Origin of the sequence: Ahniella affigens (genome assembly GCF_003015185.1) — a bacterium.
GTDB lineage: Bacteria > Pseudomonadota > Gammaproteobacteria > Xanthomonadales > Ahniellaceae > Ahniella > Ahniella affigens.
On the sequence record NZ_CP027860.1, the window covers coordinates 4,832,398 to 4,858,555 of the forward strand.

At 61.0% G+C, this 26,158-nt stretch carries 15 protein-coding genes and 1 pseudogene; 11 read left to right on the plus strand and 5 right to left on the minus strand.

The window, feature by feature from the left end; translation table 11 throughout:
• Positions 1–95: 95 nt before the first annotated feature.
• Positions 96–3,032, minus strand: a complete 2,937-nt coding sequence (locus tag C7S18_RS18670; protein ID WP_170113349.1) for a WD40/YVTN/BNR-like repeat-containing protein — start codon at positions 3,030–3,032, stop codon at positions 96–98.
• A 193-nt stretch (positions 3,033–3,225) separates the two neighbouring features.
• On the opposite strand from C7S18_RS18670, the gene C7S18_RS18675 reads away from it, so the two are divergent.
• Positions 3,226–4,332 carry a zinc metalloprotease gene (locus C7S18_RS18675; RefSeq protein WP_106892987.1) on the plus strand — a complete coding sequence of 369 codons (1,107 nt, stop codon included), beginning with the start codon at positions 3,226–3,228 and terminating at the stop codon, positions 4,330–4,332.
• A 17-nt stretch (positions 4,333–4,349) separates the two neighbouring features.
• Here the strand turns inward: C7S18_RS18675 and C7S18_RS18680 are convergent, their stop codons facing one another.
• Positions 4,350–5,984, minus strand: a complete 1,635-nt coding sequence (locus C7S18_RS18680; protein WP_106892988.1) for a BamA/TamA family outer membrane protein — start codon at positions 5,982–5,984, stop codon at positions 4,350–4,352.
• 183 nt (positions 5,985–6,167) lie between these two features.
• On the opposite strand from C7S18_RS18680, the gene glyQ reads away from it, so the two are divergent.
• Positions 6,168–7,061, plus strand: a complete 894-nt coding sequence (gene glyQ / locus C7S18_RS18685; protein ID WP_106894103.1) for a glycine--tRNA ligase subunit alpha — start codon at positions 6,168–6,170, stop codon at positions 7,059–7,061.
• A gap of 10 nt (positions 7,062–7,071) precedes the next feature.
• Positions 7,072–9,144: a glycine--tRNA ligase subunit beta gene (gene glyS, locus C7S18_RS18690; RefSeq protein ID WP_106892989.1), complete on the plus strand. Its 2,073-nt coding sequence runs from the start codon at positions 7,072–7,074 to the stop codon at positions 9,142–9,144.
• A 263-nt stretch (positions 9,145–9,407) separates the two neighbouring features.
• Here glyS and C7S18_RS18695 read toward each other — a convergent pair.
• Positions 9,408–9,740, minus strand: a pseudogene (locus tag C7S18_RS18695) (endonuclease domain-containing protein).
• Positions 9,741–10,017: 277 nt separating this feature from the next.
• On the opposite strand from C7S18_RS18695, the gene C7S18_RS18700 reads away from it, so the two are divergent.
• From C7S18_RS18700 to C7S18_RS18725, 6 genes are all read left to right on the plus strand, one after another.
• The gene (locus tag C7S18_RS18700; RefSeq protein WP_206207926.1) at positions 10,018–11,841 is read left to right on the plus strand and encodes an extracellular catalytic domain type 1 short-chain-length polyhydroxyalkanoate depolymerase; all 1,824 of its coding nucleotides are present in this window, start codon (positions 10,018–10,020) and stop codon (positions 11,839–11,841) included.
• A gap of 108 nt (positions 11,842–11,949) precedes the next feature.
• Positions 11,950–12,870, plus strand: a complete 921-nt coding sequence (locus C7S18_RS18705) for an NAD-dependent epimerase/dehydratase family protein (RefSeq protein WP_106894105.1) — start codon at positions 11,950–11,952, stop codon at positions 12,868–12,870.
• A gap of 261 nt (positions 12,871–13,131) precedes the next feature.
• A complete protein-coding gene (gene gspC, locus C7S18_RS18710; RefSeq protein ID WP_106892990.1) occupies positions 13,132–14,079 on the plus strand; it encodes a type II secretion system protein GspC in 948 nt (315 codons plus the stop codon).
• 8 nt (positions 14,080–14,087) lie between these two features.
• Positions 14,088–16,049 (plus strand): type II secretion system secretin GspD, encoded by a 1,962-nt coding sequence (gspD, locus tag C7S18_RS18715; protein WP_106892991.1) that lies wholly within the window; start codon positions 14,088–14,090, stop codon positions 16,047–16,049.
• Positions 16,050–16,113: 64 nt separating this feature from the next.
• Complete coding sequence (gspE, locus tag C7S18_RS18720) at positions 16,114–17,583, plus strand: type II secretion system ATPase GspE (RefSeq protein WP_206208052.1); 1,470 nt, start codon at positions 16,114–16,116, stop codon at positions 17,581–17,583.
• A 67-nt stretch (positions 17,584–17,650) separates the two neighbouring features.
• Positions 17,651–18,109, plus strand: coding sequence for a ferritin-like domain-containing protein (locus tag C7S18_RS18725; protein WP_106892992.1), 459 nt, complete (start codon positions 17,651–17,653; stop codon positions 18,107–18,109).
• 225 nt (positions 18,110–18,334) lie between these two features.
• Here C7S18_RS18725 and C7S18_RS18730 read toward each other — a convergent pair whose 3' ends face one another.
• A complete protein-coding gene (locus tag C7S18_RS18730; RefSeq protein ID WP_106892993.1) occupies positions 18,335–20,440 on the minus strand; it encodes a TonB-dependent receptor in 2,106 nt (701 codons plus the stop codon).
• 641 nt (positions 20,441–21,081) lie between these two features.
• Complete coding sequence (locus tag C7S18_RS18735; protein ID WP_106892994.1) at positions 21,082–21,762, minus strand: GNAT family N-acetyltransferase; 681 nt, start codon at positions 21,760–21,762, stop codon at positions 21,082–21,084.
• 341 nt (positions 21,763–22,103) lie between these two features.
• On the opposite strand from C7S18_RS18735, the gene C7S18_RS18740 reads away from it, so the two are divergent.
• Together C7S18_RS18740 and sbcB are read left to right on the plus strand one after the other, a co-directional pair.
• Positions 22,104–24,680 carry a two-component system response regulator gene (locus C7S18_RS18740; protein WP_106892995.1) on the plus strand — a complete coding sequence of 859 codons (2,577 nt, stop codon included), beginning with the start codon at positions 22,104–22,106 and terminating at the stop codon, positions 24,678–24,680.
• The gene (gene sbcB / locus C7S18_RS18745; protein ID WP_106892996.1) at positions 24,677–26,158 is read left to right on the plus strand and encodes an exodeoxyribonuclease I; all 1,482 of its coding nucleotides are present in this window, start codon (positions 24,677–24,679) and stop codon (positions 26,156–26,158) included. Before C7S18_RS18740 ends, sbcB begins: the two co-directional genes overlap by 4 nt.

Genomic DNA, 26,158 nt, shown 5'->3' on the forward strand with positions numbered 1-26,158 from the left:
CGAACCGTGACATCGCAACACGAACGCGCCCGGCACTCGTGCCGGGCGCGGGACGGTCAGGACCGACTGCAAGATGCAGCCGGTCCGCCTTGGGTTCAATCGTCCCGACCGCGGAGCTTGGGGGCGTCCGGCGCACGCGCGCGAAACGGCTCGGGCGCATCGATCTGCAGGGAACCCTCAGCATGATGACGACCTTGGGTGAATTTCAGCGTATAAGCCCCCGGCAGCGCCAACAGACGGTGGCCGAGCCGCACAGATTCCGCGTAAGGGTGCTTGGCCAGTTCGCCCTCAGTGCTCTTTGGCTTACCGGCCTTTTTCGATGCCGCCGCTTCGGCCTTCAGCGCCAGGGCTTGGTCCACTTGCGCGTTCCACGTCAGCTGGTTGAGCCCCGCTTTGGCGTCCTGGCTCACGTTCTGCACCGTGTGACCATTACTGTCGACAATCGCAACGGAAACGGTGCCGGCCGCTGCTGCCCAATAGCTCACCGTGACTTGCGGTAGATAGGCGCTCTCGTCGAACCACAGACTCGGCCGCGCACGCCATTCCCGCGAGGCACTGAGCTTGTCGATGTAGAACACGTGCAGGGGCTCGGCCTGGACCTTAGCGCTGAGCTCCTGAACGGGCAGCACGTCGATGACGAACGCGCTACGGCCATGCGTCCCCGCGACCAACTCGCGATCGCGCGGATGGACCATCAGGTCATGGACGGGCACGTTTGGCAAACCCGAATTCATGACTTGCCACGATTGACCACGGTCGAGTGATACATACACACTGCGGTCGGTGCCGACATAGAGCACATTCTCGCTGACCGGATCTTCGCGCACGACATTGATTGTTTCCTGCGGCAGATTCGCGGCGATCGACTGCCATGTCTTGCCCAGATCCTCGCTAACCCACAGATACGGCGTGATGGAATCTTCACGATAAGCGTTCATCGCCAAATAGGCGCGATCGCGTTGATGGCTCGATGCGACCACGCGCGACACCCACTTGCCAGGCAAGCCCGCCGACACATTGCGCCAGTCATTGCCACCGCCGGTGGTCACCCAGACTTGGCCATCGTCCGTCCCGGCCCAGATCAAGCCGAACTGCTTCGTAGATTCTGAGATGCTGGTGATCGTCGCGAACGGCACGTCGCCACGCACCTTGCTGACGGTCAGATCGTCGCTGATCGCAGTCCAGTGTTTGCCGCGATCCATTGAGCGGAACAACTTGTTGGCACCGAAGTAGACGATGTCCGGATTGTGCTTGGACAGGACAACGGGCGTGTTCCAGTTGTAGCGCAATGCGGGCTCACCCAGCTTTTCGCGCGGCCGCACTTCGCCACCACCCTCGCCTTCCTTGCGGTAGTAGCCGAACTGGTAACCGGTGTAGGCGCTGTTGTCGCGCGGGTCTACGGCTACGTGCATGCCATCACCGCCGCCGATGAACTGGAAGTCCTCGCCGAGTTCCCAGCGGGACTTCGAAGAACCTTTCACTGTGCCATTGTCCTGCAGACCGCCGTAAACGTTGTAAGGCTCGGCCATGTCCACGTTGATCGTGTAGAACTGCCCCACGGGCTGCGCATCAAGCTTCAGCCAGGTTTTGCCGCCGTCGTAACTGATGTCGGCACCGCCGTCATTGCCATTGATGATCCGCTGCGGATTGCTGGTGTCGATCCACCAAGCATGGTGGTCGACATGCACGTCCGGGTCGTTCAGACCGCTGAAGGTTTTGCCGCCATCGGCCGAGGTCACCATCGGCACGCCCGTGACATAGATCCGATTGGCGTCGGTCGGGGACACGCGAATCTGGCCGAAATAGTACCCGTACGTGTAGGTGACTTCGGTCAGTGGCTTGTCGTGCGTGCGCTTCCAACTCGCGCCGCCATCTTCGGATCGATAGATCTCCAAGCCACGGACATCGGCGTTGAACAGAGCCGCTTCAGCATCGTTCAGTGCCGCCACGAGATCAGCGACCTTCAGCTTGTCTGACTTGATATCGGCAATCAGCGACTTGGCGTCGATGCTAACGTCGAAATCGTTGCTGCGGATGAACGCCTCGATCTCATCGGGGTCCTGGCGCAGGAACTCGTCCTTGCTCATGGTCTTCAGGCGGCGCGGCGTCAGCGGCCGATCGCCGAGGTCCTGCTCGCTGGCGGGCAGGTCATCCCAGTTGTCGACGCTGGCATAAAGCACACCGGGCGTTGTCGACACCGCGAGCCCTATGCGGCCAACGTGTTTGCCTTGCGGGAACCCGTTGCCCAGCTTGGTCCAGGTCTTGCCGCCATCAGTGGATTTCCAGACACCGGAGCCTGGCCCGGATTCATTCAAATTCCAGGGTTTGCGCGAACGCTCCCACGTCGCGGCATAGAGCGTGTCGGATTGATTGGGGTCGAAGGCCAGATCAATGGCACCCGTGTAGCCTTCGGTCTTCAGGACATGATTCCAGCTCGCGCCGGCATCGTCGCTACAGAGCACACCACGCCGACCACCCTCGCTGTAAAGCTTGCCCAAGGCCGCCACGCAAACATGGTTGCCGTTCTTTGGGTGCACCACGATCCGGGCAATGCGATCGACATCGGTCAGCCCGGCATGGCGGAAATTCGCACCACCGTCATCGGACACGAATACGCCCATACCGCCATAGTTGGAGCGGGCGGAATTCGCCTCGCCACTGCCGATCCAAAGACGGTTCGGATTACTTGGATCCACCGCGATATCGCCAGTCACCATCGACGGCAACCGGTCTGACAACGGCGCAAAGCTGACGCCATTGTTCGTGGTCTTCCAGACGCCGCCGGTGGCATACGCCAGATAAAAACTGTATGGCTCGCCGGGCACGACTTCGACATCGACCACGCGCCCGCCCTGGATGGTTGGGCCGATCGAGCGCCAGTTCAGACCATTGAGTTTGGACGCCGCGACCATTTTCTGATGCGCCGCATACGCCTGCCAATGCGGGTCGTTGGCGTCCTTCGAATCCAGCGCCGGCGCCAACGCCGGAATCAACAATGCAGCAATGAAGCCCGCTAGTGGTGTCTTGGACATGCGCTCCCTCCAGGAAAGCCCCGACCATATCCAACTTGCGGCGGATTCGCCACGGCAGAAAGGCCCGTGCGGACAAACGTCCACAATCATGACAAACGAGAGTCCACGATCATGACAAACGGGGCATGTCGCGGTTCTGTGCGGGCGCTAGCGTGACCACCAAGTTGCGGTAGGTCCGCAAGGGCAGGCGTCAGTGAACAAGTCGAAGCAGATGGGCATTTCCATGGTAGTCGGCGGGGCGATTGGCGCATTGGGTGTCTTCGTAGGCCGCCAGGCTGGCTTCCATACTGAGTCCAGAGCTGCCGTTCGGGCGGTGCTCGACATCGGCGTGTGGTGGGTGTTCATCTGGTGGACGATCGCCGTCCTGATTCACGAAATCGGCCACATGCTGGCGGGTTTTTCCCAGCGAATGGGCTTTCTGTTTCTGACGGTCGGACCGTTCCGTCTGCGGCAGTCAGTGAGCGGCCTGCGCTTTGAATGGGCGGGCTTCGGCATGGGTTTTGGTGGCTTGACTGCGATGATGCCTAATGCGGACGCTGACCTCAGCCGGCAATTGCGCGTATTGGTCCTGGGCGGGCCGTTGGCTAGCCTGCTGCTTTGTGCGGTCGGCGGGATGATGATCCTGACGGCGGGCCCGCTGTCCGTTCACGGATATATGCTGTTCTTCGTCAGCGCCTTCATCTTCGGCATCACCGTCCTGCCCATGAAAATCGGCCCGATGCAAACCGATGGCGCCCAATTCGTGGCCCTGCAGCAAGGGAGCCGGGAAGTGCAGGTCCGCCATCAGGTGATTGCGTTGTACGGACAATCGGCGAATGGCGTGCGCCCGCGCGATTGGGACCCCCGCACGCTTGCCGATCTGGCATCACTGCAAAGCGACGACAAGCGGCAATTGGCGATGATTGCGTGGATGCGTTATCAACATGCACTGGATGCACGCCGCCTTACTGATGCCGAGGCGGCACTCAACGATCTCCTGGCGCACCCGGATGTGTTCGGCGGCGGCTTTGACCAAGCGGTGGCGGTTGAAGGCGCGTATTTTCATGCCCGCTACAAGCGCAATATTGATACCGCCGAGCAGTGGTTGGCGAAGAGCCAGGGCGGTTCGGTTGAGCCTGCGATGCGGCAACTTGCGAAGGCCGCCTTGGCTTTTGCCAAAGGCAATGCGGATCAGGCCCGGATTGATGCCGAAGCGGGGCTGCTGCAGCTCGCGAAGGGCTCAAGCCTTGGCATCAATCAATTGATCGAATCCGAATTACGGGGATTGATCGATGCCGCGTCAGGCGGTGCAGCGGTCTGAAACCCCGCAGCGAGGACTCAAAAGCTCGACTGCGTCCGTACCAGCAGTTGCACTTTGTCGATTGACGGATCACCGTCCAACGGTGTCGCCAGGTCGATATGAATCACCTTGGCAAGCGAGCTTCGGGTGTTGAACAGACGCAAGCCAATGCCAACGTCCCGGAGTGTGCCGCTCGGGTCTGGTCGACCGTCAAAATGGTTCGCGCCGACATCCGCAAAGACCGCGGCGCCGACCTTGAACAACTGCCACGGGTACCAGTCGGTATAAAAGCGCTGCTCGGCGCTGAACAGGCTGATCTTGTCGCCGCTCGCATAGCGAAGCGGATACCCACGCAAGCCGTTGTCACCGCCCAAGTACAACGCGTGATCGGCGTCCAGATTCTGGCCTTTGACCAGTTGGTAGCTGAAATGCGACGTGGTCAGGTCGTTCCAGCGATAGTCCCACCGAAGGTCCAACTGCGAACGCCCGTCGCGAAGCCCCTGATCGGTGCGACGCCCGGACAAGTCCACATTGACGCCGATGCTTGAGAAGTCATTCAGCTGAAACGTTCGACTGGCCAGAAACCGGTAGACCCAGCTGTCTTCCCCCGCGCCAAACGACTCTCGGCTCGCACCGATCCGCAATGACGCATACCAGCCGAGTTGCAGGTCTTCGGTCTTGCCCATGGCATCGCGATTTTCGGTCGTCGCAAACTTGTCCTCGGCATATTCCAGGCCGACAAACGGATATACGAGATCGCGCGGCGCGAGATCGATTGTCGGCAGCGGTGACAGGTCAGCGAGACGTTGGAACAGGGCCTGGTCTTCTGCAAGACCCACATACCAGCGCAACGCCTTCGTCCGCGTGGGCGTGGTGTGACCGAGATCGATGGCACGCCCAAGACTCACCTCGGCGCGCCGCGCATCGACCGCAAACCCTTCGGTCTTCTCGCCAAGCTCGTAAAGATACTGATCATACGTCTGGTCGGACGCGCCCAACGAAAACGCCCAAGGCGTGTCGAATGCGTAGAACGGCCGGGCAGCGCTGAATGCGTAAGCGCGGCCGTCCGAGTTGTCGGCATAAGACACGTTGGCGCGCCAGCGCCGTGAGCCGAGCTCCGGCGTGACCAGATCAAACTCCTCGCCACTGCGATCGACGGAGTCGAAGTAGCTGAGCGAAATGGAGTAGCCCATACCAAGGAGGTTTGACTCCTTGATGCCGAACGAGGACTTGTTCTGGCCACCCGATCGACCGAACGAGATTTCCGGCTCCAGACTCCAGACGTCCTGCGTGCGCACTTCCACGTCCACTTCCTGGCCGCGCACGGCAACGACTCGGATTTTGGCGTCCTGAATCTGTTTTCGGCCCCGCAACAGGCGTTCGGATTCGGCCAGCAACCTGGGCTGGAACGCCTCTCCGGACTTGAACAGCAGGACCCGGCGGATCGTCTCCTGCCGAGTGTCGATGTGCAGACGGTTGGCCAGACGGTAAACCGCCTTGTCCTCACCGGGTCGGCTTGGATCAAACACGTCACCGGGCACAATCGTGATCGTTCCGATCCGGGCGCCGGATTGGGCCAGCGTTTTCAACTCGGCGGCCGTGGGGGTCGTCACGTCAGCTGCAACACAAACCACTGAAGACAGCCCAAGAAACAAGGAGATGGCGATGCGCATGCGCGGTTCTCGTGCTGGTGTAATGGGCACTTTCGGACGTTGACCGTGTGGATTCCGTAAAGCCGAGACGTGATGATCGTCAGCAATCGTCTCGACAGCGTTTGCGGGGCAAGCACCTTCGGCGTCCGCCAAGACCGCGCCAGCCGCTATACTCAGCGGCTTTCCTGCCGAATCGGCCTGACCATGAATGCCCTGACGTTTCAAGATGTGATCCAAACCCTGAATCGGTACTGGGCCGACCAGGGCTGTGTGTTGATCCAGCCCCTGGACACCGAAGTAGGCGCTGGCACGTTTCATCCGGCCACCTTTTTGCGCGCACTCGGCCCCGAGCCCTGGCGCGCTGCCTATGTGCAACCGTCGCGCCGTCCGACCGATGGCCGCTATGGTGAGAACCCGAATCGTCTGCAGCATTACTACCAGTATCAGGTGGTACTGAAGCCAAATCCCGAGGACATTCTCGAGCTCTATATCGGGTCGCTGAAGGCACTCGGCATCGACCCACTGACGCATGATCTGCGCTTTGTCGAGGACAACTGGGAATCGCCAACACTCGGCGCCTGGGGCCTCGGCTGGGAAGTCTGGCTGAACGGTATGGAAGTCACGCAGTTCACGTACTTCCAGCAGGCCGGTGGCCTCGATTGCAAGCCGGTTACGGGCGAAATCACGTATGGTCTGGAACGGCTGGCGATGTACCTGCAGAACGTCAACAACGTCTATGACCTCATCTGGGTCAAAGGTCCGCAGGGCACGGTCACGTATGGCGACGTGTATCACCAGAACGAAGTCGAGCAGAGCACCTATAACTTCGAACATGCGAATGTCGAAGCCTTGTTCAACTGGTTTACGGTCTGCGAACAGGAAGCGCTGAAGCTGGTCGAGAAAGGCCTGCCGTTACCGGCTTATGATCAAGTCTGCAAGGCCAGCCATAGTTTCAACTTGCTCGATGCCCGCCGCGCGATCAGCGTGACCGAGCGTCAGCGTTACATCCTGCGGGTGCGCACGATCGCGAAAGCGGTCGCCGAGTGCTACTACGCGCAACGCGAGCGCCTGGGTTTTCCTGGCGTGAAGAAGGCTTGAGGGCAAGACCATGAATCAGAATCTGCTGATTGAACTTGGCACTGAAGAACTGCCGCCGAAGGCGCTTGATGAACTGTCGAATGCGTTTGTCGATGGCGTGGTCGCCGGCCTGACGAAGCGCGGGATCGCGTTCAACGAGCAAGGCGTCCATCGCCTGAACTCGCCACGTCGGCTCGCAGTTATCGTTGAAGACGTCGCTGATACGCAGCCTGAGCAAAAGCTTGAGCGTCGTGGCCCTGCGGTAAATGCCAGCGTCGGCGCTGACGGCGCACCGAGCAAGGCCTTGGTGGGCTTTGCCGCGAGCTGCGGCGTGACCGTCGACGCGCTCGAAAAGCTGGAAACCGACAAGGGCGCCTGGTTTGTGCATCGCTCGGTGAAGCCGGGCGCCGCCACGACGAGTCTGCTCGGCGACATCATCGATGAGTCGCTGAAAGCGCTGCCGATTCCAAAGCCGATGCGCTGGTCAGACAAAGAGTTCCAGTTCGTGCGTCCGGCGCATTGGTTGGTCGTGCTGTATGGCACTGATGTGGTGCCCGCGACGATTCTGGGCCTGCAGTCAGATCGGATGAGCCGCGGTCATCGCTTCCATCACCCGCAAGCGGTGTGGATCAATGATGCGAACGGCTATATCGATGCGCTGCGTGCGGCGAAGGTGCTGGTGAATCCGAATGAGCGCCGCGAGCGCGTGCTAGCCGAAGTTTCCCGTGTGGCCGGCGCCACCGGCGGCCGGCCGCGTCTGCGCCCGGAGCTCTTGGAAGAGGTCAAGAATCTGGTCGAATGGCCGGTCGCGATTGCGTGCACCTTTGAGCCGGAGTTCCTGAAGGTGCCGCAGGAAGCACTGATCACGACGATGGAGAGCAATCAGAAGTTCTTCCCGGTGTTCGATGCGGCGGGTCACTTGACTGAGCATTTTATTGGCATTGCGAACATCGACAGCAAGGATCCGTCTGAAATTCGTAAGGGCTATGAGCGCGTGATCCGCCCGCGTTTTGCGGACGCCAAGTTCTTCTTTGATGATGACTTGAAGACACCGCTCGCGTCGCATCAGGAGTCGCTGAAGAACGTCACGTATCAGGCCAAGCTTGGCTCGGTGTGGGACAAGGTGTGCCGCGTCGCTGAGCTTGCGCGCGTCATCGCAGGTCGCGTGGGCGTCGACGCGGCGTCTTCAACGAAAGCCGCAGCATTAGCAAAGTGCGACCTGATGACCCGCATGGTCGGTGAGTTCCCCGAGTTGCAGGGCATCATGGGTCGGACGTATGCGTTGACGCAGGGCGAACCGGCGCCGATCGCCGCCGCGCTGGATGAGTTCTATCAGCCGCGATTTGCGGGCGATGCGATTGCGCCGAGCGCGCTCGGCCAGGTGCTCGCCATTGCCGAAAAGCTGGACACGCTTGCTGGCATGTTTGCGATTGGCCAAAAGCCGACGGGCAACAAGGACCCGTTCTCGCTGCGCCGGAACGCGTTGGGTTTGGCGCGGACGTTGATTGAGGGTGGGTTGGATCTGGATGTGCGGGCGCTGATTCTCGATGCCCTGTCGCCGCTGGCTCAGGACAAGTCGGCGGCGATTGCTGAGGACCTGTATGAGTTCATTCTCGAACGCCTGCGCGGCTATTTCGCCGAGCAAGGTGCCACGCCACAGCAGTTCGATGCCGTGGCGGCGCTCAAGCCGTCCAGCCTGCTCGACTTTGCCGCACGCTTGAAAGCGGTTCGAGCGTTCAGTGAGTTGCCGGAAGCCGTGCAGTTGGCCGCAGCGAACAAGCGGTGCGGGAATATTCTGAAGCAGGCTCGAGACAAGAACGAAGCAATTGCAGATTTCGTCCAGCCGCACGCATTGACGGCTGGAGCGGAAGCCGAGTTGGCTGCTGCATTGACCAAAGCTGACCTTGACACCCGCCCCTACATCAAGTCTCGTGACTACGTTCAGACTCTGACACGCCTTGCAGAACTTCGGCAGCCGATCGATGCTTTCTTCGATACGGTCATGGTGATGGATCCTGACTCAGCAAAGCGATCCAATCGTCTCCGCTTGCTGACAAACATGCGCGATTTGTTTGCGTCAGTCGCAGCGATTGATTTGCTGTGATCAGGCGAGGCTGTTGCGCAGAGCTTGTGAACTCTTAGCAAGTAGCCCTCTCCCCATCCCTCTCCCACTCGCGTGGGAGAGGGGGCTTTCCTTCCGCGCCGCTGTTCATCTCGGCCTGGAACATCAATCTCTTCTGATTCGCGGGCCTGTGGGCGCCAAGATCGAATCGCCCTAGGCAGTTGCAATCGCCCCCAACCTTGCAATCGCGGACGAGCGAGATCAGCTCCCTCTCCCACGCGAGTGGGAGAGGGCTGGGGAGAGGGCTACTTGCCGAGCTCATTCCAGATCACAGACAGGACCGCCGTCAGCTTGTCGTTCACGTCACTGTTCCAAAACCGCAGCACCCGAAACCCTCGCTCTTGCTAGTAGTTGGTCCGTCGGCAATCGTAGTCCGCCGCGTCAGCATGCTGACTACCATCCAGCTCAATGATCAGTTGGCACTGTAGGCAAACGAAGTCCACCACGAACGGCCCGATCGGATATTGGCGCCGAAAATGGAACCCCCGAAAACGCTTTGCGCGCAAGTGCCTCCAGAGCATTCGCTCCTCGTCCGTTAGCTGATTCCGAAGGATTCGCGCTGTCTGTTCGCGCCACATAGCGATGCCTTAGTGTCTCTCTATCGGTCGATTGTCCCCCGCATTCGGGACGGCTTTGACCAGACGGCGACGTTGCATGCGAGCGTTGTGCGCCAATGTAGTCGACGCGGGTTGGGATTGAGTCACGTGAAGACGCATTTGAGTCGCCATCTAGTCGCTCCTGACGTCCGCAACCGGCCGACGATCCGCTCCCTGCTGCACCGCAGCTTGCCCCATGGTCCACTGGTGAACAATCGATTCCTGTGGCTCAGTGTGCACCATCACTGGGAGGTGAGTCATGGTCACGATGGTTCGGCAGTTGGGTGGGTTTGGTTTGCGGTGTCGGCGCTTGGCGCTGGCGGTTTTTGGGCTTGGTGCATTGATCAGTCATCCGGTATTCGCGCTCAGCGAAGTCACGGGATTTGGCAGCAATCCCGGCAATCTACGGATGTTCAAATACGTGCCAGCCAGCTTGCCAGCAGGCGCGCCGCTCGTGGTGGCGCTGCACGGCTGCGCACAGTCGGCCAGCAGTTACGACGCGGAAACCGGCTGGGAACTGCTCGCGAATCGCTATCAGTTCGCCGTACTCCTGCCGCAGCAACAAAGTGCGAACAATTCGAGTTCCTGTTTCAACTGGTTTGAGCTCGGCGATATTTCTCGCGGCCAGGGCGAAGCGTTGTCGATCAAGCAGATGGTCGATCGGATGATCACCGATCACAGCAGCAACACGAGCAAGGTCTACGTCACCGGATTGTCGGCGGGCGGCGCGATGACGTCAGTAATGCTCGCCGCCTACCCCGACGTATTTGCGGGTGGCGCAATCATCGCTGGCATTCCGCATCGTTGTGCCACGTCGCAGTCCGCCGCCTTCAGCTGCATGAATCCCGGCAGCGATCAGACGCCCACGAGCTGGGGTGACAAAGTCCGCGCATCGTCTACATGGACTGGACCTTGGCCGATCGTGTCGATCTGGCACGGCGATGCCGATTTCACCGTGCGACCAATGAATCTGACCGAATCGATGGAGCAATGGACCAACGTACACGGCATCGACCAGACCGCCGATGTCAGCGATACGGTTGGTGGTTTTCCGCACAAGGTCTACAAGACGACGGGTGGTGTGCCAAAAGTGGAGACCTACACGATCACCGGTATGGGCCATGGCACGCCGGTCGACCCCGGCACCGGCGAAACGCAATGCGGCACGGCGGGCGCCTACATTCTCGACGTGAATATCTGCTCCAGCTACTACATCGCGCGCTGGTTCGGGCTCGACAATCTGGATGCGGTGCCGCCTACCGTCAGTCTGACGGCGCCACTGGATGGCGCGAGTGTCAGTGGCTCGGTGCCGGTGTCGGCCAATGCAAGCGATAACATCGGCGTCGACCGCGTGGAGTTTCTGCTTGATGGCGCGCTGTTGCAGTCCGACAACACCTCGCCTTACAGCATCACCTGGAACAGCGCGAGCAGCAGCAACGGCACTCACACGCTGCAAGCACGCGCCTACGATCTGGCAGGCAATGTCGCAACGTCTGCGTTGGCAACCGTCACAGTCAGTGGCGGTACTTCTGGCGGCACCCCGGTGACGGTGAGCTTCAGCAACGAGAGTGCCAACGATGGCTATGTCAAAGCAAACAGTGGCGGCGGTGCGCCAGCGGTCGGCACATTGGAATCCACACTTGGTCTCGCCATTGGTCGTGGCACGGACAGCAAGTTCAATCGCACCATGCTGTCGTTTGACACCAGCAGCCTCCCCGATACCGCAACGGTCACCGCAGCTACCTTGACCGTGTCGTACCGGAGTGCGTCGGGCGATCCGTGGGCAAGCCCGAGTGGCAATACGCTGGTCATCGATATCAAGAACGCTTGCTTTGACGCCTGCACGATCGAAACGACCGATTGGGCCGCGGCAGCGACCGCCAATGCCGTCGCGCAGATTCCGAAATTCACCGGCAGCAATCAGGCCAGCACGCTGTTCAATGCAAGTGGTCTCGGGGCCATCAGCAAGACCGGTCGAACGCAGCTGAAACTCCGCTTCAGCGCCGATCAAACCGCGACAAACTACATCTGGATCGGCAATAACGCGACGGGTGCGAGCTTGAGCGTGACGTATACGCCATGACGGTCCGGATTCGTGGCTCGGTTGCAACTCGGGCGCGACGGGCGCGGATCACCAGTCGTTGAATTCGGGTCACAACATCAACGCACGCCGGCACGGCATACTGTCGGCGTGCAGAACGAACCGTCCAGCCCCCAACATGTTCTCGTCACCGGCAGCAGTGGCCGAGTTGGCAGCGCTGTGTGCGCGGCATTGAAGGCAGCAGGACTGACGGCACGTGGACTGGATCGGGTTGCTGGCCCAAACACCCAGGTGCAGTCCGAGATCGATGATTTGCCCACGTTGCGGCAGGCCTTGCGCGGCATCGATGCGGTGGTTCATTGCGCCGCCTTGCACGCCCCGCATGTTGGCCAATATGCCGATGCCGAGTTTCGTCGCATCAACGTCGACGCCACGCGCCAGCTTGCCGAATTGAGCGTAGCCATGGGCATCGGGCGATTCGTGTTTACGAGCACGACGGCACTCTATGGACGGGCCGCGGAGCGCCCGGATCGAACGGCGTGGATCGATATCGATACCCCAGCCGAGCCCGACACGATCTATCACCACACCAAGCTGGACGCGGAGCACGTGCTGCTGACGTTGGCCGAGTCGGCGTCGATCAGCCTCAGCATCCTTCGGATGTCGCGCTGTTTTCCAGAGCCGGCCGATCAGATGGCCGTGCATCGTCTGCACCGCGGCGTCGATGTCCGCGACGTGGCTGCAGCGCATGCGCAGGCGTTGCGCCAAACCATTGGCGTTCGGCGCTGGCTCGTCTCGGCCACGCCCGTGTTCAAGCGCGAGGATTTGCCCCGATTGTTTGACGAGGCCGATCGGGTGATTTTCGAGCGCGCCCCCGGGTTGGCCCAAGCCTTTGCCGTCCGCGGCTGGCCGCTACCCAGGCATCTCGATCGCGTTTATGACCCGGGACTGGGGCCGATGACCGCGGGTTGGCGCCCGGCGCATGGCTGGGAAGCTGTTCTGAATGCGCTGGCGGAGGGCCGACTGACGGTATTGGCCGCATCGCCAAACAGCGGCACGCGCGACGCCTGAGGGAACTGTCTGGGGCTGCGACGGCATCCGGACTCGGGTGATTTTGACTTGATAATCAAATATTTAACACGCTTTCTGGCTTGATTCGAGAATCCGGACGCGGCGCCGGGACGACGAGTCGGATCGGAATGCCGCATCAGCGATGGCTATCCGAACGTCGCGAAACACGGCAAAACACCCCATTTGACAATTCGCCCGCCAAAGAAATAGCTGTTTTTTCAATATCTTGGTAGGCTTCGCAAAACCAAGGTCTCAAGAGCGATGTGGGCAAAGGCAAGCGAGTTCTTCAGTGAATCCAAAGAAGCGGTGTGGCTGGCCCAGCTTGGTATTGCTGCGGCGGCGGCGGGCATGCTCTGGATCCTGTTGCAACTCCTTTGGTTAGGGCTCGGCTGGTCGGCACCTTTGCCGCAAGCGGCCATCCTGCCGACGACGTCCGCAGTGCCGCAATCCAGCACGACGTCGCTCGCGGCTTGGCATTTGTTTGGCAACGCGAAATTGCTGGCTGACCCGCGCGCGCAAGCGCAGCTGGCGCCTACGACGACGCTGAATGTCACGCTGACCGGCGTGCTCGCCTCCAGCGATCCGCGTGCCGGTGTGGCGTTCATTGCCGGTGGCGATGGTGAGCCGCAAAAGATCCGCGTGGGCGAAGAAATCCAGTCCGGTGTGATGCTCGACCAGGTCTACCCGGATCGTGTCATCTTAAATCGCGGCGGCAATCTGGAATCGCTGCCGCTGCGCGAAGACAGCGGCGCCAGTTCGGGCAACAACACCCGTTCGACTGGTCGCGCGACAGCCAGCAATTCGACCATGCCGACACCGAGCCAGAACACGAGTTTCATGGCCCAGGTCGGTCAAATACAAGGCCCGGTCGGTGCGCCCAACATTCCGGCACAGGGCATCGACCTGGAAGCCGTGCGCAAGCAGTATGACGTCGACCCGATGGCGCTTGCCCGTGCCATCACGCCCTCTCCGGTGATGGTCAACGGTGAATTTGTCGGCGTTCGGTTAAATGCCGGCCCGCAGCAATCCATGTTGCAAAAGCTCGGCTTGCAACCAGAGGACATCGTGACCTCGGTCAACGGCCAGTCGATCACCGACCCGTCCCGCATACAGGGCATCGTCGCCGGACTCGGCAATGCAACGAGCGTCAGCATCCAGGTGCTGCGCAACGGTAAGCCCCAAACACTCACCCTCAACGTCCCACGCTGAGAGATGCCATGAAGAAATCCCTGCTCGCCCTGCTCCTGATGATCGCCTTAAACGCCGAAGCGCAGGAACAGACGCATACGTTGAATCTCAAAGACTCCGACATCCGGGTGCTGATCGCCTCGGTCAGCGAGATCACCGGCAAGAATTTCATTGTCGATCCGCGTGTCGAGGGCAAGGTCAATGTGGTGTCGGCAAAGCCCATGAAGGCCGACGAGGTCTATCAGGTCTTTGAGTCGGTGCTCCGAGTGCATGGTTACGCACTGATTCCAGCGGGCAACATGGTCAAAATTCTGCCCGAGGCCGTCGCCAAGCAGGACGGCGCCGCGAGCCTCAACGGCGGCAATGGCCCCGACTCCTTGGTCACGCGCGTCATTCCGGTGCGCTACGTGGCGCCGGCGCAAGTGGTGCAAGTGCTCGCACCACTGGTGCCGCAGACTGGCAGCGTGGTCGTCAGCCCAGCCGGCAACTCGGTAATCATCACGGACCGCGCCGGCAATGCGACACGCCTGGAAAAGCTGATTCAACGGATCGATATCGAGAGCGACTCGGCAATCGAGATCATCAACCTGAGCCACGCCAACGCGAGTGAAGTGGCCAACACGGTCAACCGGCTCAGCGATAAGAACACGCCGGCCGGCACGCCCGCTGCGAATGCGGTGGCCGATCCGCGGACGAACTCGATTCTGCTGTCGGGCGACCCGAGTGCGCGCCTGCGTCTGCGCGCCTTGATCGGGCACTTGGATACGCCGTTGGGCGACAACGATGCCACCGAGGTGGTGTACCTGCATTACGCAAAGGCCGAAGATCTGGTGTCGGTGCTCGACGGCGTTGCCCAGACCCTGACCGGCGAATCTGCCGGCACCGCCGAAAACCCCGGTAAGCGCAGCGCGACCATTCAGACCCACAAAGAAACGAATTCGCTGATCATCACCGCGGCGCCAGCAGTGTTTCGAGAACTGCAGGCCGTGATCCGGCAGCTTGATGTGCGCCGCCCGCAAGTGATGATCGAAGCCATCATCGCCGAAGTATCGGACGAGGCATTGAAGGAAATTGGCGTGCAGTGGCAAGCCACGGATTCGCTGAACGGCTCTGAAGGTTTCATTGGCGGCACCAACTTTCCCGATACCAACAGCGGTGGCAGCATTGTCGGGGCCATCACAAATCCGCTGGCCGCACTCGGCCGCGGATTCAATGTGGGCTACATCACTGGGACCACCACACTGCCCGGCACGGACACCACAGTGTACGAGATTGGTGCGCTGGCGAAGTTGCTAAAGGGCGATGGTCGTTCGAACATTCTGTCGATGCCGTCCATCGTGACGCTCGACAACAAGGAAGCGAATATCTCGGTGGGTCAGGAGGTGCCGTTCCTCACTGGTTCTTACACCAACACCGGCACCAACGGCGGTGGTAGCAACCAGCCCAACAATCCGTTTCAGACGATCGAGCGCAAGGAAGTCGGCATCAAGTTGACGGTCACGCCTCAGGTCAATGAAGGCGACTCGGTGGCACTCGACATCTTCCAGGAAGTGTCGTCGTTGGCGCCAACGCCGCAGGGTGCAACCGACCTCGTCACCAACAAGCGCGAAATCTCGACGAGCGTGCTCGTTCCCGATGGCGGCATGCTGGTGCTGGGCGGCTTGATTTCGAATCAGGTGGACCAGAGTGTGAGCAAGGTGCCTGGGCTGGGCGATATCCCGCTGCTCGGCAACTTGTTCAAATACCGCAATAGCAAGGCTCAGAAGCGCAACCTGATGGTGTTCCTGCGCCCGACCATTCTCCGTGATGCCGAGACCGAGCGGGCCTTGTCGCAAGAGCTCTACAACCGCATGCGCGGCGAGCAGATTCAGGCGCGCGACAATCGCGATGCGATGTATCGGCCGGATCAAATGCCGTTGCTGCCGGAATGGGGCGAACCGCTGCGCGCGGACCCGCGTGCCGCAGCCGGCATGACCCCGCACAACGAGTAAGCAGCAGGCAGGTGTAGCGGTGAGTGTCAGCGAGATCCCTGGTCAGGAAGTCAGTGCCCCCCGCGTGATCGGGCGTCCGCCTTACGCGTTTGCCAAACGCCAGGGCGCTACGGTCCATGAACGCGTTGGCGAGCGCACCGTCATTGCCCATCGTGGCGACGCTCGCCTCGAAACGCTGCTCGAACTGCAGCGCTTTGCCGGCGCGCCCGTGCGCTTTGCCCGCTTGGCCGATGACGAATTCGAACAGTTGCTGCGCGAGCTGTATGAATCGGGCGGCGATGCCCAGCAGATGGCCGCCGACCTGGGCGATCGCGAAGACTTGGGCGCGCTCAGCGACGCGCTGCCTGAGCCACAGGACCTCGCCGAGAGCGACGACGAAGCCGTCATCATCAAATTGATCAACGCCCTGCTCGCGCAGGCGATCCGCGAAAACGCGTCCGATATTCACATCGAGCCGTATGAAAACCGGCTGGTCGTGCGCTTTCGTGTCGACGGCGTGTTGCGCGAGGTGCTGAGCCCGGCACGTGCGGCGGCGGCACCGATTGTGTCGCGCATCAAGGTCATGGCCAAGCTCGATATCGCCGAGAAGCGTCTGCCACAGGACGGCCGCATTGCACTCCGCGTTGCCGGTCGCCCCGTCGACGTGCGCGTGTCCACGATCCCGGCCGGCTACGGCGAACGCGTCGTGCTGCGTCTGCTCGACAAACAGGCCGGTCGCCTCGATCTTGGCAAGCTCGGCATGAGCGATGGCATGCTCGGCACGCTGAATGATCTGATTCATCGCCCGCACGGCATTTTGCTCGTCACCGGCCCGACCGGCTCGGGTAAGACCACCACGTTGTATGGCGCGCTGTCCCGCCTCAATGACGCGACCCGCAACATTCTGACCGTCGAAGACCCGATTGAGTATTACCTGGACGGCATCGGCCAAACCCAGGTCAACACGAAAGTCGAAATGACCTTCGCACGCGGTCTGCGCGCAATTCTGCGGCAAGACCCGGATGTCGTGATGGTCGGCGAAATCCGCGATCTCGAAACCGCCGAGATCGCGGTGCAAGCATCGCTGACCGGCCACTTGGTCATGTCGACGCTGCATACCAACTCGGCGGTCGGTGCGGTCACGCGTTTGCGTGACATGGGCGTCGAACCGTTTCTGTTGTCGTCGTCATTGATCGGCGTGCTGGCGCAGCGTCTGGTGCGCTCTCTCGACCCCACGACGCGTGAGGCGTACCTCGCAACCGCCACCGAGCTCGCGGCCTTCCACCGACCGAAGTCGGACGAAGGTGTCACGCTGTTCCGTCCACAAACGGGCTTGACCGGCAAACTGGCTGGCTACAAGGGCCGAACCGGCATTTACGAACTGATCAGTGTGGACGAAGGGATGCGCAAATTGATTCACGAAGGCGCGGCCGAAGCTGATCTTGAGGCCTACGCGCGCAAGCGTTCGCCATCGATGGCCGATGATGGCTGGCAGAAGTGCGTGTCTGGCCAGACCTCGATCGACGAAGTCCTGCGCGTGGTGCGCGAAGAGTAAGCGCAGACTTGCAGTGTCCCGGCCCGCGGGCAACAATGTTCGCTCACCATGCTTTGGAGCGCACCCCATGTTGACGACCCCTGACACCGAAAAAGCGATTGCCGTTCTCAACAAGATCATGGAGCTCGAACTCGCGGGCGTGGTGCGCTACACGCACTATTCGCTGATGGTGTTCGGCTACAACCGGATTCCGATAGTGTCCTGGCTGAAGGGCAATGCCACCGAAGGCCTCGATCATGCCTACAAGGCGGGTGAGATGCTGACCATGATTGGTGGCCATCCGTCGCTTCGGATTGGCCAGTTGCTGGAAACGCACAAGCACGACATCGGCGACATTCTGCGCGAAACGCTGGAGCACGAACAGACTGGACTTGCGGCGTACTATGAACTGCTCGATGTGGTCCGCGACAAGTCTGTGGTGCTCGAAGAATATGCGCGCGACATGATCTCGCTCGAAGAGCTGCACTTGGATGAAGTGAACAAGATGCTGCGCCGCCCGGGCGACATTGCGCCGTACAAGGCTTGATGTCGCTGCTGGCTGAAACGAGGCAAGCTTGATTCGCGGCTGAAGCCGCTCCCACAGGTAGGCCGCTTTCACCAGCCATGCTGCGAGTGCGCCAGCACACCGCACACTTGTAGGAGCGCCTTTAGGCGCGAACAGTCAAGCGATCCACCGGCATGGAGGCCGCGCCAACTGCGCCTCCATACCGACGCACCGGACTCGCAGAATGCTTGTCCTTGAATCGCCTGCCTAGAAGCGCCAACCGAACGAGAGTCGGATCGCGCGCGGTTCGATCGGATGAAAGTGCAGATCATCGATCCCGCCCTCTGGCTCACCGGGCAGATGCGATGGATAGAAGTAATCAATGTCGTGCGCGTCGGTGTCGAGCAGATTCAAAACCTCCACATGCGCGGAGAAGCGATCCCAGTCCCGGCCCACGCGCAGATTGACGGTCGTCGAGCCGGAAGCCTGCGCGCTGCCATCTTCGATCAACGCATAACGCCCGAAATGCCGGATCCGCGCGCCGACGCTCCAGTCTGATGCGGTCCGCCACGTCACGCCTGCTGCAACGACCCAAGGAATCGCACCAGGGATCGCATCGGCGTTGCTGGGCTGCTCGGCGAAACGCGCTTCGGTGTAAGACACTTCGAGATCGGCGGCGAGTTGCTCGCTTGGAAAGAAGTAAATGCCGAGCTCGGCGCCGTTGCGATCACTCGGAAACGACGCCTCGGTATTGCCCGCATCACCGACAAACAAGAGCTCCGAGTCCAGGTGCAGATGCCAATACGCGAAACTCGCATGGAAGCGCTCGCTCCAATACCAACGCGCGCCGAGCTCGGCGCCTTCTGAGCGCACCAGCGGATCGGCAGACTCGGCTGGCTCGCCGGTGACCGGGTCAACTTGCAGCGTGACCCCACGGGCATCATTCGAATGAAACCCTTGACCGGCACTCAGATACCACTCAAACGACTCGGTGGGACGATGCACCAACGCGAGTTTGGCCGATGCCAAGTCAGCTTGTTCGCGGCCCGAGTTTTGCGGATTGCCTGCATCAACCTCAAACTCGAACCAGTCCTGGCGAAGGCCGGCGTACACGCGCCAGGTCTCGCTTAGATCCGCATCGGCGGCGACAAACAATCCGACACTCTGCTCGTCGATCGAATCCTCGCGGACGGTGCTGAGATATTGTCGGGCGCGCGTGCGATACAAGCCAATCGCATCGATATCGTCGTATCGATAGTCCAATCCGAGCTGCCACCGCACGCGCGACTGTTGCCAGGACTGTGTCACCGCCAATCCGTGTACGGTTCGGCGATCGAACTGCTGAAACTGGTCGCCGTTGTCAGGGTCGTCCAGAAAGTAGGTGAAGTTCGACCAGAGTTTGAAGTCCGAATCGATCCAATAGGCCTGGGCTTTCAGGTCGCCACCGAATGCAGCACCAGTCCAGCCCCCGGACACGCTGGTTCGTGACGAGTTGCCGCCGAGCGTCGTATCAAGCGAGCCCAAAAGCGTGATCAGACCCTGCGCCACTGCACGCGCCGGGATCTGATCCGGCGCATTCCACTCGTTGTCATAGGCCATGGCCTGCACATGCACGCGGCCCGAGCCGAGCTCGTGACCCACGCGCAGGGTCAGATTGAGCTTCTCCACCGATTCCTCAATGTCTGCCCAGGGCCCGTCGTACTGCTGCGTCTCGATGCCGTAGAGCCATTCGGTGTCAGCGTGGCGTCCGGAGTCAGCCACCAATCCGCGGGCATAGCCGAACTCGCCAAGAGTTGCCTCGGCGAGCCCATGTGGCAGTTGATCGGCGATTTGAAAACGCGCCGAACCGGCCGCTGAGAAGTCGCCGACGTCGGCATAGTAAGTGCCTTTCCGGTAAGACAGTGCTTCGACCAATTCCGGAATCAGGAAGTTGAGATCGGAGTAGCCTTGGCCGTGACCGTGGCTACGCAAATTCACGGGCATGGCATCAACAAACGTGGCGAAATCGGTGCCGTGATCCAGGTTGAAGCCACGTAGAAAATACTGATTTGCTTTGCCACTTCCGGAGTGCTGGGTCGCGACCATGCCGGGCACGAGTTCCAGCAGGTCGCCACTGCGCACCCGCGGCCGCCCGGCGATGTCATCGCGGCCCACGTAACCCTCGGAGGCGGACACCGCTTGGCCGATGAGATCGAGCTGACGCCCGAGGACTTCCAGTTCGGGAAGTGTTTGCGGACTGCTTTTGGTCTCGGGCGCTTGATCCGGATCCGCGGTTGGTTGCGAGTGATCGGAGACGACCGCAGGCTCGGCATCAGCGAGCGCAGCGACACAACAAAAAGCTGTCAGCAACGACAGTCGGCAGAACGCACGCATTCAGGCTCCCAATGAGCAGGTGATCCAAACCTTACGCGCCTAATGCTAAATCAGATGCAGGCGCAATACATCCGTCGGCAGGTCCTTCTTGCGGGAGTGCCTCTCTTTGTAGGAGCGCATTTAGGCGCGAACGATCTCGCGACTCACCAACATCATGGCAAGTTTGATTCGCGGCTGAAGCCGCTCCCACAAAAGCGGTCGCCAACCGCCCCAACGCGAACTCGCACCCTCGCCGCACGCATGTGGGAGCGCCTTTAGGCGCGAACGATCTCGCGACTAACCACCATCATGGCAAGATTGATTCGCGGCTGAAGCCGCTCCCACAAAAGCCTCGCCAACCGCCCCAACGCGAACTCGCAAGCTCGCCGCACGCATGTGGGAGCGCCTTTAGGCGCGAACGATCTCGCGACTAACCAGCATCATGGCAAGTTTGATTCGCAGCTGAAGCCGCTCCCACAAAAGCGGTCGCCAACCGCCCCAACGCGAACTCGCACCCTCGCCGCACGCATGTGGGAGCGCCTTTAGGCGCGAACGATCTCGCGACTAACCACCATCATGGCAAGATTGATTCGCGGCTGAAGCCGCTCCCACAAGAAGCCGCTCCGCACGAGGCCGTCTGCAGTCGCAGCTTTGGCTATGTCCTAAACAAGAGCGCCAGCAGCCCGGAGACACTCGCCCAGACCGACCCGCTGTTGCCCATCAGCATCAAAATTCGACGGATCCAGCCAACGCTGATATCCGGCTCGCAACAACGCCCAATCGCCATCGGTCATCGCGAACCACGCGGTATCGCGATTCGCGCCTTTCTGCACCATGTGCTGGCGAAAGATGCCCTCGAACTGGAAACCAAACCGCAACGCTGCCCGGCGACTGGGCGCATTCAGGCTATTGCACTTCCATTCGAAGCGACGATAGCCAAGCGTATCGAACGCGTATTCGGCGAACAGATACAACGCCTCCGTCGCCACGCGCGTGCGGGCAATCGCATCACCCCAAAGGATGCTGCCAATTTCGATGACGCCATGCTCGGGCGTGATCCGCATCAGACTCTGCCGCCCTTCGCAGCGACCCGTCGCCTGATCGATCACACCGAAGTACAAGGGGTCGTTGACCGTCGGGCACCGCGCCATCCACGCATCGAACGCCGGCCTGTCCTGCACCGGCTCAAACAGAAAGCGAAAGCGCGCCTCGGCGTCGCCCGTACTGGATGCCTGGAACAATTCTTCCCCCTGCGAAAAGTTGGCGTCGAGCGGCAACAGACGGGTGTACTGTCCGTGCAGCGGGGCCCATTCTGGGCGGGGTCTTGGCAGCGTTGGCAACATGATGGACCGATTCTGGCGGCAGTAGGCAAGGCACCGAGCATACGCCGAAACTCGAAAATTGCCAGGAAACCCCATTAAATCAAAGCTCTAGCCGACAGCCGCTGCGCCAAACCGGGGACCTGATGCGCACCTGCACGCCCGACGTGGGCCCAATCGGATGGGCGCAATTCGCCCCACAAACCGGCGGGCGACGCCCAAACGGCCGGCCCGATCAGCCACAACTACTGACAATCTTCCGCGCACTTCCGGCAAATTGGCGACTTGGCGTCCAGCCAGAACAGGATTAACCTCAACTTCCGGTCGCAAGCGGTTGTCCGTGCGACGTTTTGCTGGGGTAGGCCATGACTGCTGTGCTCATTGCGGAAACCTCAATTACCCGTCGCCGGGCGATATCGGCGGTGCTGGCCAATGCTGGATTCACGGTCCAGTCGCTCGGTAGCTTCGAGGAATGCATGGCGTTCCTGGAGCGTATGCCACGAAGTTCGAGTGAGATTGGTGCCGTCGCGGTCGGTTGGCCGGACTACGGTGAACCGAAAGCCGATGAAGTCTTTGACCTGTTGGGTCGCGACCAGTTCGAGCATTTACCCGTGCTGGTGCTTGCGGACGCATCAAGCCCTGGTGCCGTCAATTGGATGATGAAGCGGCCGCGCGCTGCAATGCTCAACTGGGGCGACTACAACGATGCCGGCGATGCTTTAACGAAACTACTTCGGCCCAGCGCGAGGGCACAGTCGGCGGACGATCCGAGTGCGTCGGGCGGCAACTTGCGCGTGCTGCTGGTCGATGATTCGGCCACAGTGCGCCTGGCGTTCCAGAAGCTGCTTGCGAAGCAGGGATACCAAGTCGAAATCGCATCGAGTGCCGCCGAAGGTCGCAAGAAATTCGAAGCGCAGCCGTTTGACATCGTGGTGACCGACTACTTCATGCCTGGTGAAAACGGGCCCGAGCTGATCCGCTCAGTCAAGGCGCACGCGGCAGGCCGCGCGACCGTATGCGCGGTCATCACGGGCACCTATTCCGATCAAGTCATCAACGACTCGCTGGCTTCGGGTGCCATCGAATGCATGTTCAAGAGCGAGGCCAAGGAACTGTTTCTGGCCCGCCTCGCCTCGTTGGCCCGCATGGTGCACGACCGCAAAGCGGTGGACGCCGAGCGCCGGCGCCTCGAGGGCATTCTCGGCTCGGTCGGCGATGGCGTGTACGGTGTCGATCGCAGCGGCTTGATCCAGTTCATCAATCCGGCAGCCGTGCATTTGCTCGGCTATGCCGCGCAGAATGATCTGGTGGGCGAATCGGCCTACGAGAAGTTCCATCACGCGTTTGAGAATGGCGCGCCGATGCCAAAGAGCGCGTGCTTCCTGTCGGCGTGCTACCAGAACGGCAACCAAGTGCCGAACTGGCAGACGATTTTCGTGACCGCCGCGCGTCGGCCCATTCCGGTCGAGTGCACGGTGTATCCGATGACGGTGGACGGTGTGCGCGAAGGCTCGGTCGTGGCGTTCCGCGATGTGTCGGAGCGACGTGTCCTCGAAGAAGAGCTGCGCTGGCAGGCCACGCATGACTCGCTGACCAAACTGCACAATCGGGCATTCTTCGAAAGCCAGCTCGATCAGGAAGTCGCGCGGCTGCGGCGCTCGGATCAAACCTCGCTGCTGCTGTTCATCGACGTGGACCGCTTCAAATACATCAACGATACCGCCGGGCACAGCGCGGGCGATCAGCTGCTGGTGGAGGTCAGCCAGCGCTTGAAGTCGCGGCTCCGTCAATCCGACAGTCTCTCGCGCATGGGTGGTGACGAATACGCCATCATTCTGCGGAGCGTGAAGAGCCAGGACATCGACTCGATCGCCGACGAGTTCCGCCGCGCGTTGACCACGCATCCGTTTGTCTACGCCGGGAAGAGCTATCGCATTACGATCTCGATTGGCGTGGCGCGCATGGACCGCTTCACCGAATCGCCCGAAGACGCAATGGCCGCGGCCGACATGGCCTGCCATATCGCCAAGAATGGCGGCCGCAATCAGACCCACGTGTTCTCCAGTGAGTCGGATCAGCGCGCGAGCATGGATCAGGAGCTCGGCTGGTCCACGCGCCTGGAAGAGGCGCTGCGTTCGGACGGCTTTGTGCTGAGCTACCAGCCCATCGTGCCGTTGGCCGATTTTCACGACACGGGCGTGACCGACACACGTCGGCTGGAACCCTACTTCGAGGCACTGATCCGGCTCCGGGACAATCACTCGAACCGTCTGCTCGCACCCGACGCGTTTCTGCCGACCGCTGAGCGTTTTGGCATGATGCTCGATATTGATCGCTGGGTGATCCAGAACGCGTTTCGTGCACTCCGCGAGACGGCGCGCACCGGTCGGCGCGTAAGGCTGTCGATCAATCTGTCCGCGCAATCGCTGACCAGTTCGGCCACCGCAGCGTTCGTCACCGACAAGTTCGTCGAGTTCGATGTCGATCCCAAACAACTCGTGTTCGAGATCACCGAATCGCGGGCGGTGTCGAACCTCGAAAGCGCACGCGCGCTCATTGGCCACCTGCGCGCGCTGGGCTGCCAGTTTGCACTCGACGATTTCGGCGTGGGCTTCTCGACGTTCTCGCATCTGAAGCATCTCGATGTGGACTTCCTGAAGATCGATGGCTCGTTCATTCAGGGCTTGGTCGATGACAAGATCGATCAGGCGGTGGTCAAGGCAATTACCGGCATTGCCCACTCGATTGGCAAGGCGACCATTGCCGAGTTCGTTGACCGGCCGCAGATCCTGCCGTTGCTGCGCGACGCGAATGTCGATTATCTGCAGGGCTATTTTGTGGGCGAGCCGCAGGTCGGTCTGGAGCGGGCCCTGCCGTTCGCCGGCTTTGGCCCGGTCAACCCGGCGAGTATCGTCCCCGAGGCCCTGCGCGCGACCGGATGAATCAAGCCAGTTTTCTGTTTCACGACTACGAAACCTTCGGGGCCGATCCCAAATTGGACCGGCCGGCGCAGTTTGCCGCGATTCGCACCAATGCCGACTTCGAACCGATCGACGAGCCCGTCTCGATCCTGATGAAGCCGGTGCTCGATTGCCTGCCCGATCCGGTCAGCTGCTTGATCACTGGTCTGACTCCGCAACGTGCCGAGCAGGAAGGTTTGGACGAACCAGCGTTCTTTGCCGAAGTGCATCAGCAGATGATCACGCCGAGGACGTGCACGCTCGGATTCAATTCGATCCGCTTCGATGACGAGTTCACGCGGCACGGCTTCTTTCGAAATTTCTACGAGCCGTATGCGCGCGAATGGCAAGGGGGAAACTCGCGGTTTGATCTGCTTGACCTGACGCGCATGTGCTACGCCCTGCGACCAGAAGGAATCGAATGGCCAGAGCATGCGCCGGGCAAACCCAGCTTCAAACTGGAGCATCTGGCACGAGCGAATCGCCTGACGCATTCCCACGCGCACGAGGCGCTGTCGGATGTCGAAGCCACCATTGGCCTCTGTCGCCTGATTCGCACCCATCAGCCGCGGCTTTTTGACTTTCTGTTTGAGCTCCGCGACAAGCGGCGCGCGGGTGCGCTGCTCGACTGGGCCAAGCGTACGCCGGTGCTGCACAGCTCGTCACGGATTCCAGCTGAGCGCGGTGCCACGACGATTGTCATCCCGCTTGCGCAACATCCGGTGCTGCCAAACGGCGTCATCGTGTTTGATCTGATGAGTGATCCCACCGATTTGCTCGACCTGGACATCGACGACATTCGCGACCGCGTATTCGTCGACCGCAACGCCCTGCCCGAAGACGTCAGTCGAATTCCGCTAAAGGTCGTGCACCTGAACAAGGCGCCTGCGTTGGCGCCGCTCAGTGTCCTAAACGGCGTGAACACCCATCGGATCGGCCTGGACCCGGATCGCTGCGCCCGTCACGCGCTGCGCCTGCAAGCCGCTGAGGTGAGCCTGGCGAGCAAGGTTCGCGATGTGTTCGCGCCGCTCGCCGATTACCCGAAACAAGATGCGGAGGCCGCGCTCTATGACGGGTTTCTCGCCCAGGCGGATCAGGCGTTGTTGCCCAAGATTCGCCGCGCCGCGCCGGAAGCGTTGCAGGAGTTGGCGCAGGGGCTAAAGGACGCGCGCCTGAAAGAGCTGGTATTCCGCTTCCGTGCCCGCCACGCCGCATACACGCTGAGCCCGGCGGAAGCGTCTACTTGGCAGCGCTTCCTCAACACGCGTCTCTACGATGCGCCCGACCGGCCCGAGCGAAGCCTGCCCGCGCGCCTGACGCAGATCGCCGCAATGCGCCACAACCCTGAGTTGCGCCCGCAGGATGTGCCGATACTCGATGCCGTCGAGCAATGGTTGCGGGCGCTCCCAAATCGACTGGGCTTGAGTGCTGAACCAATCAGCACTCCCGCTTTGGATTGA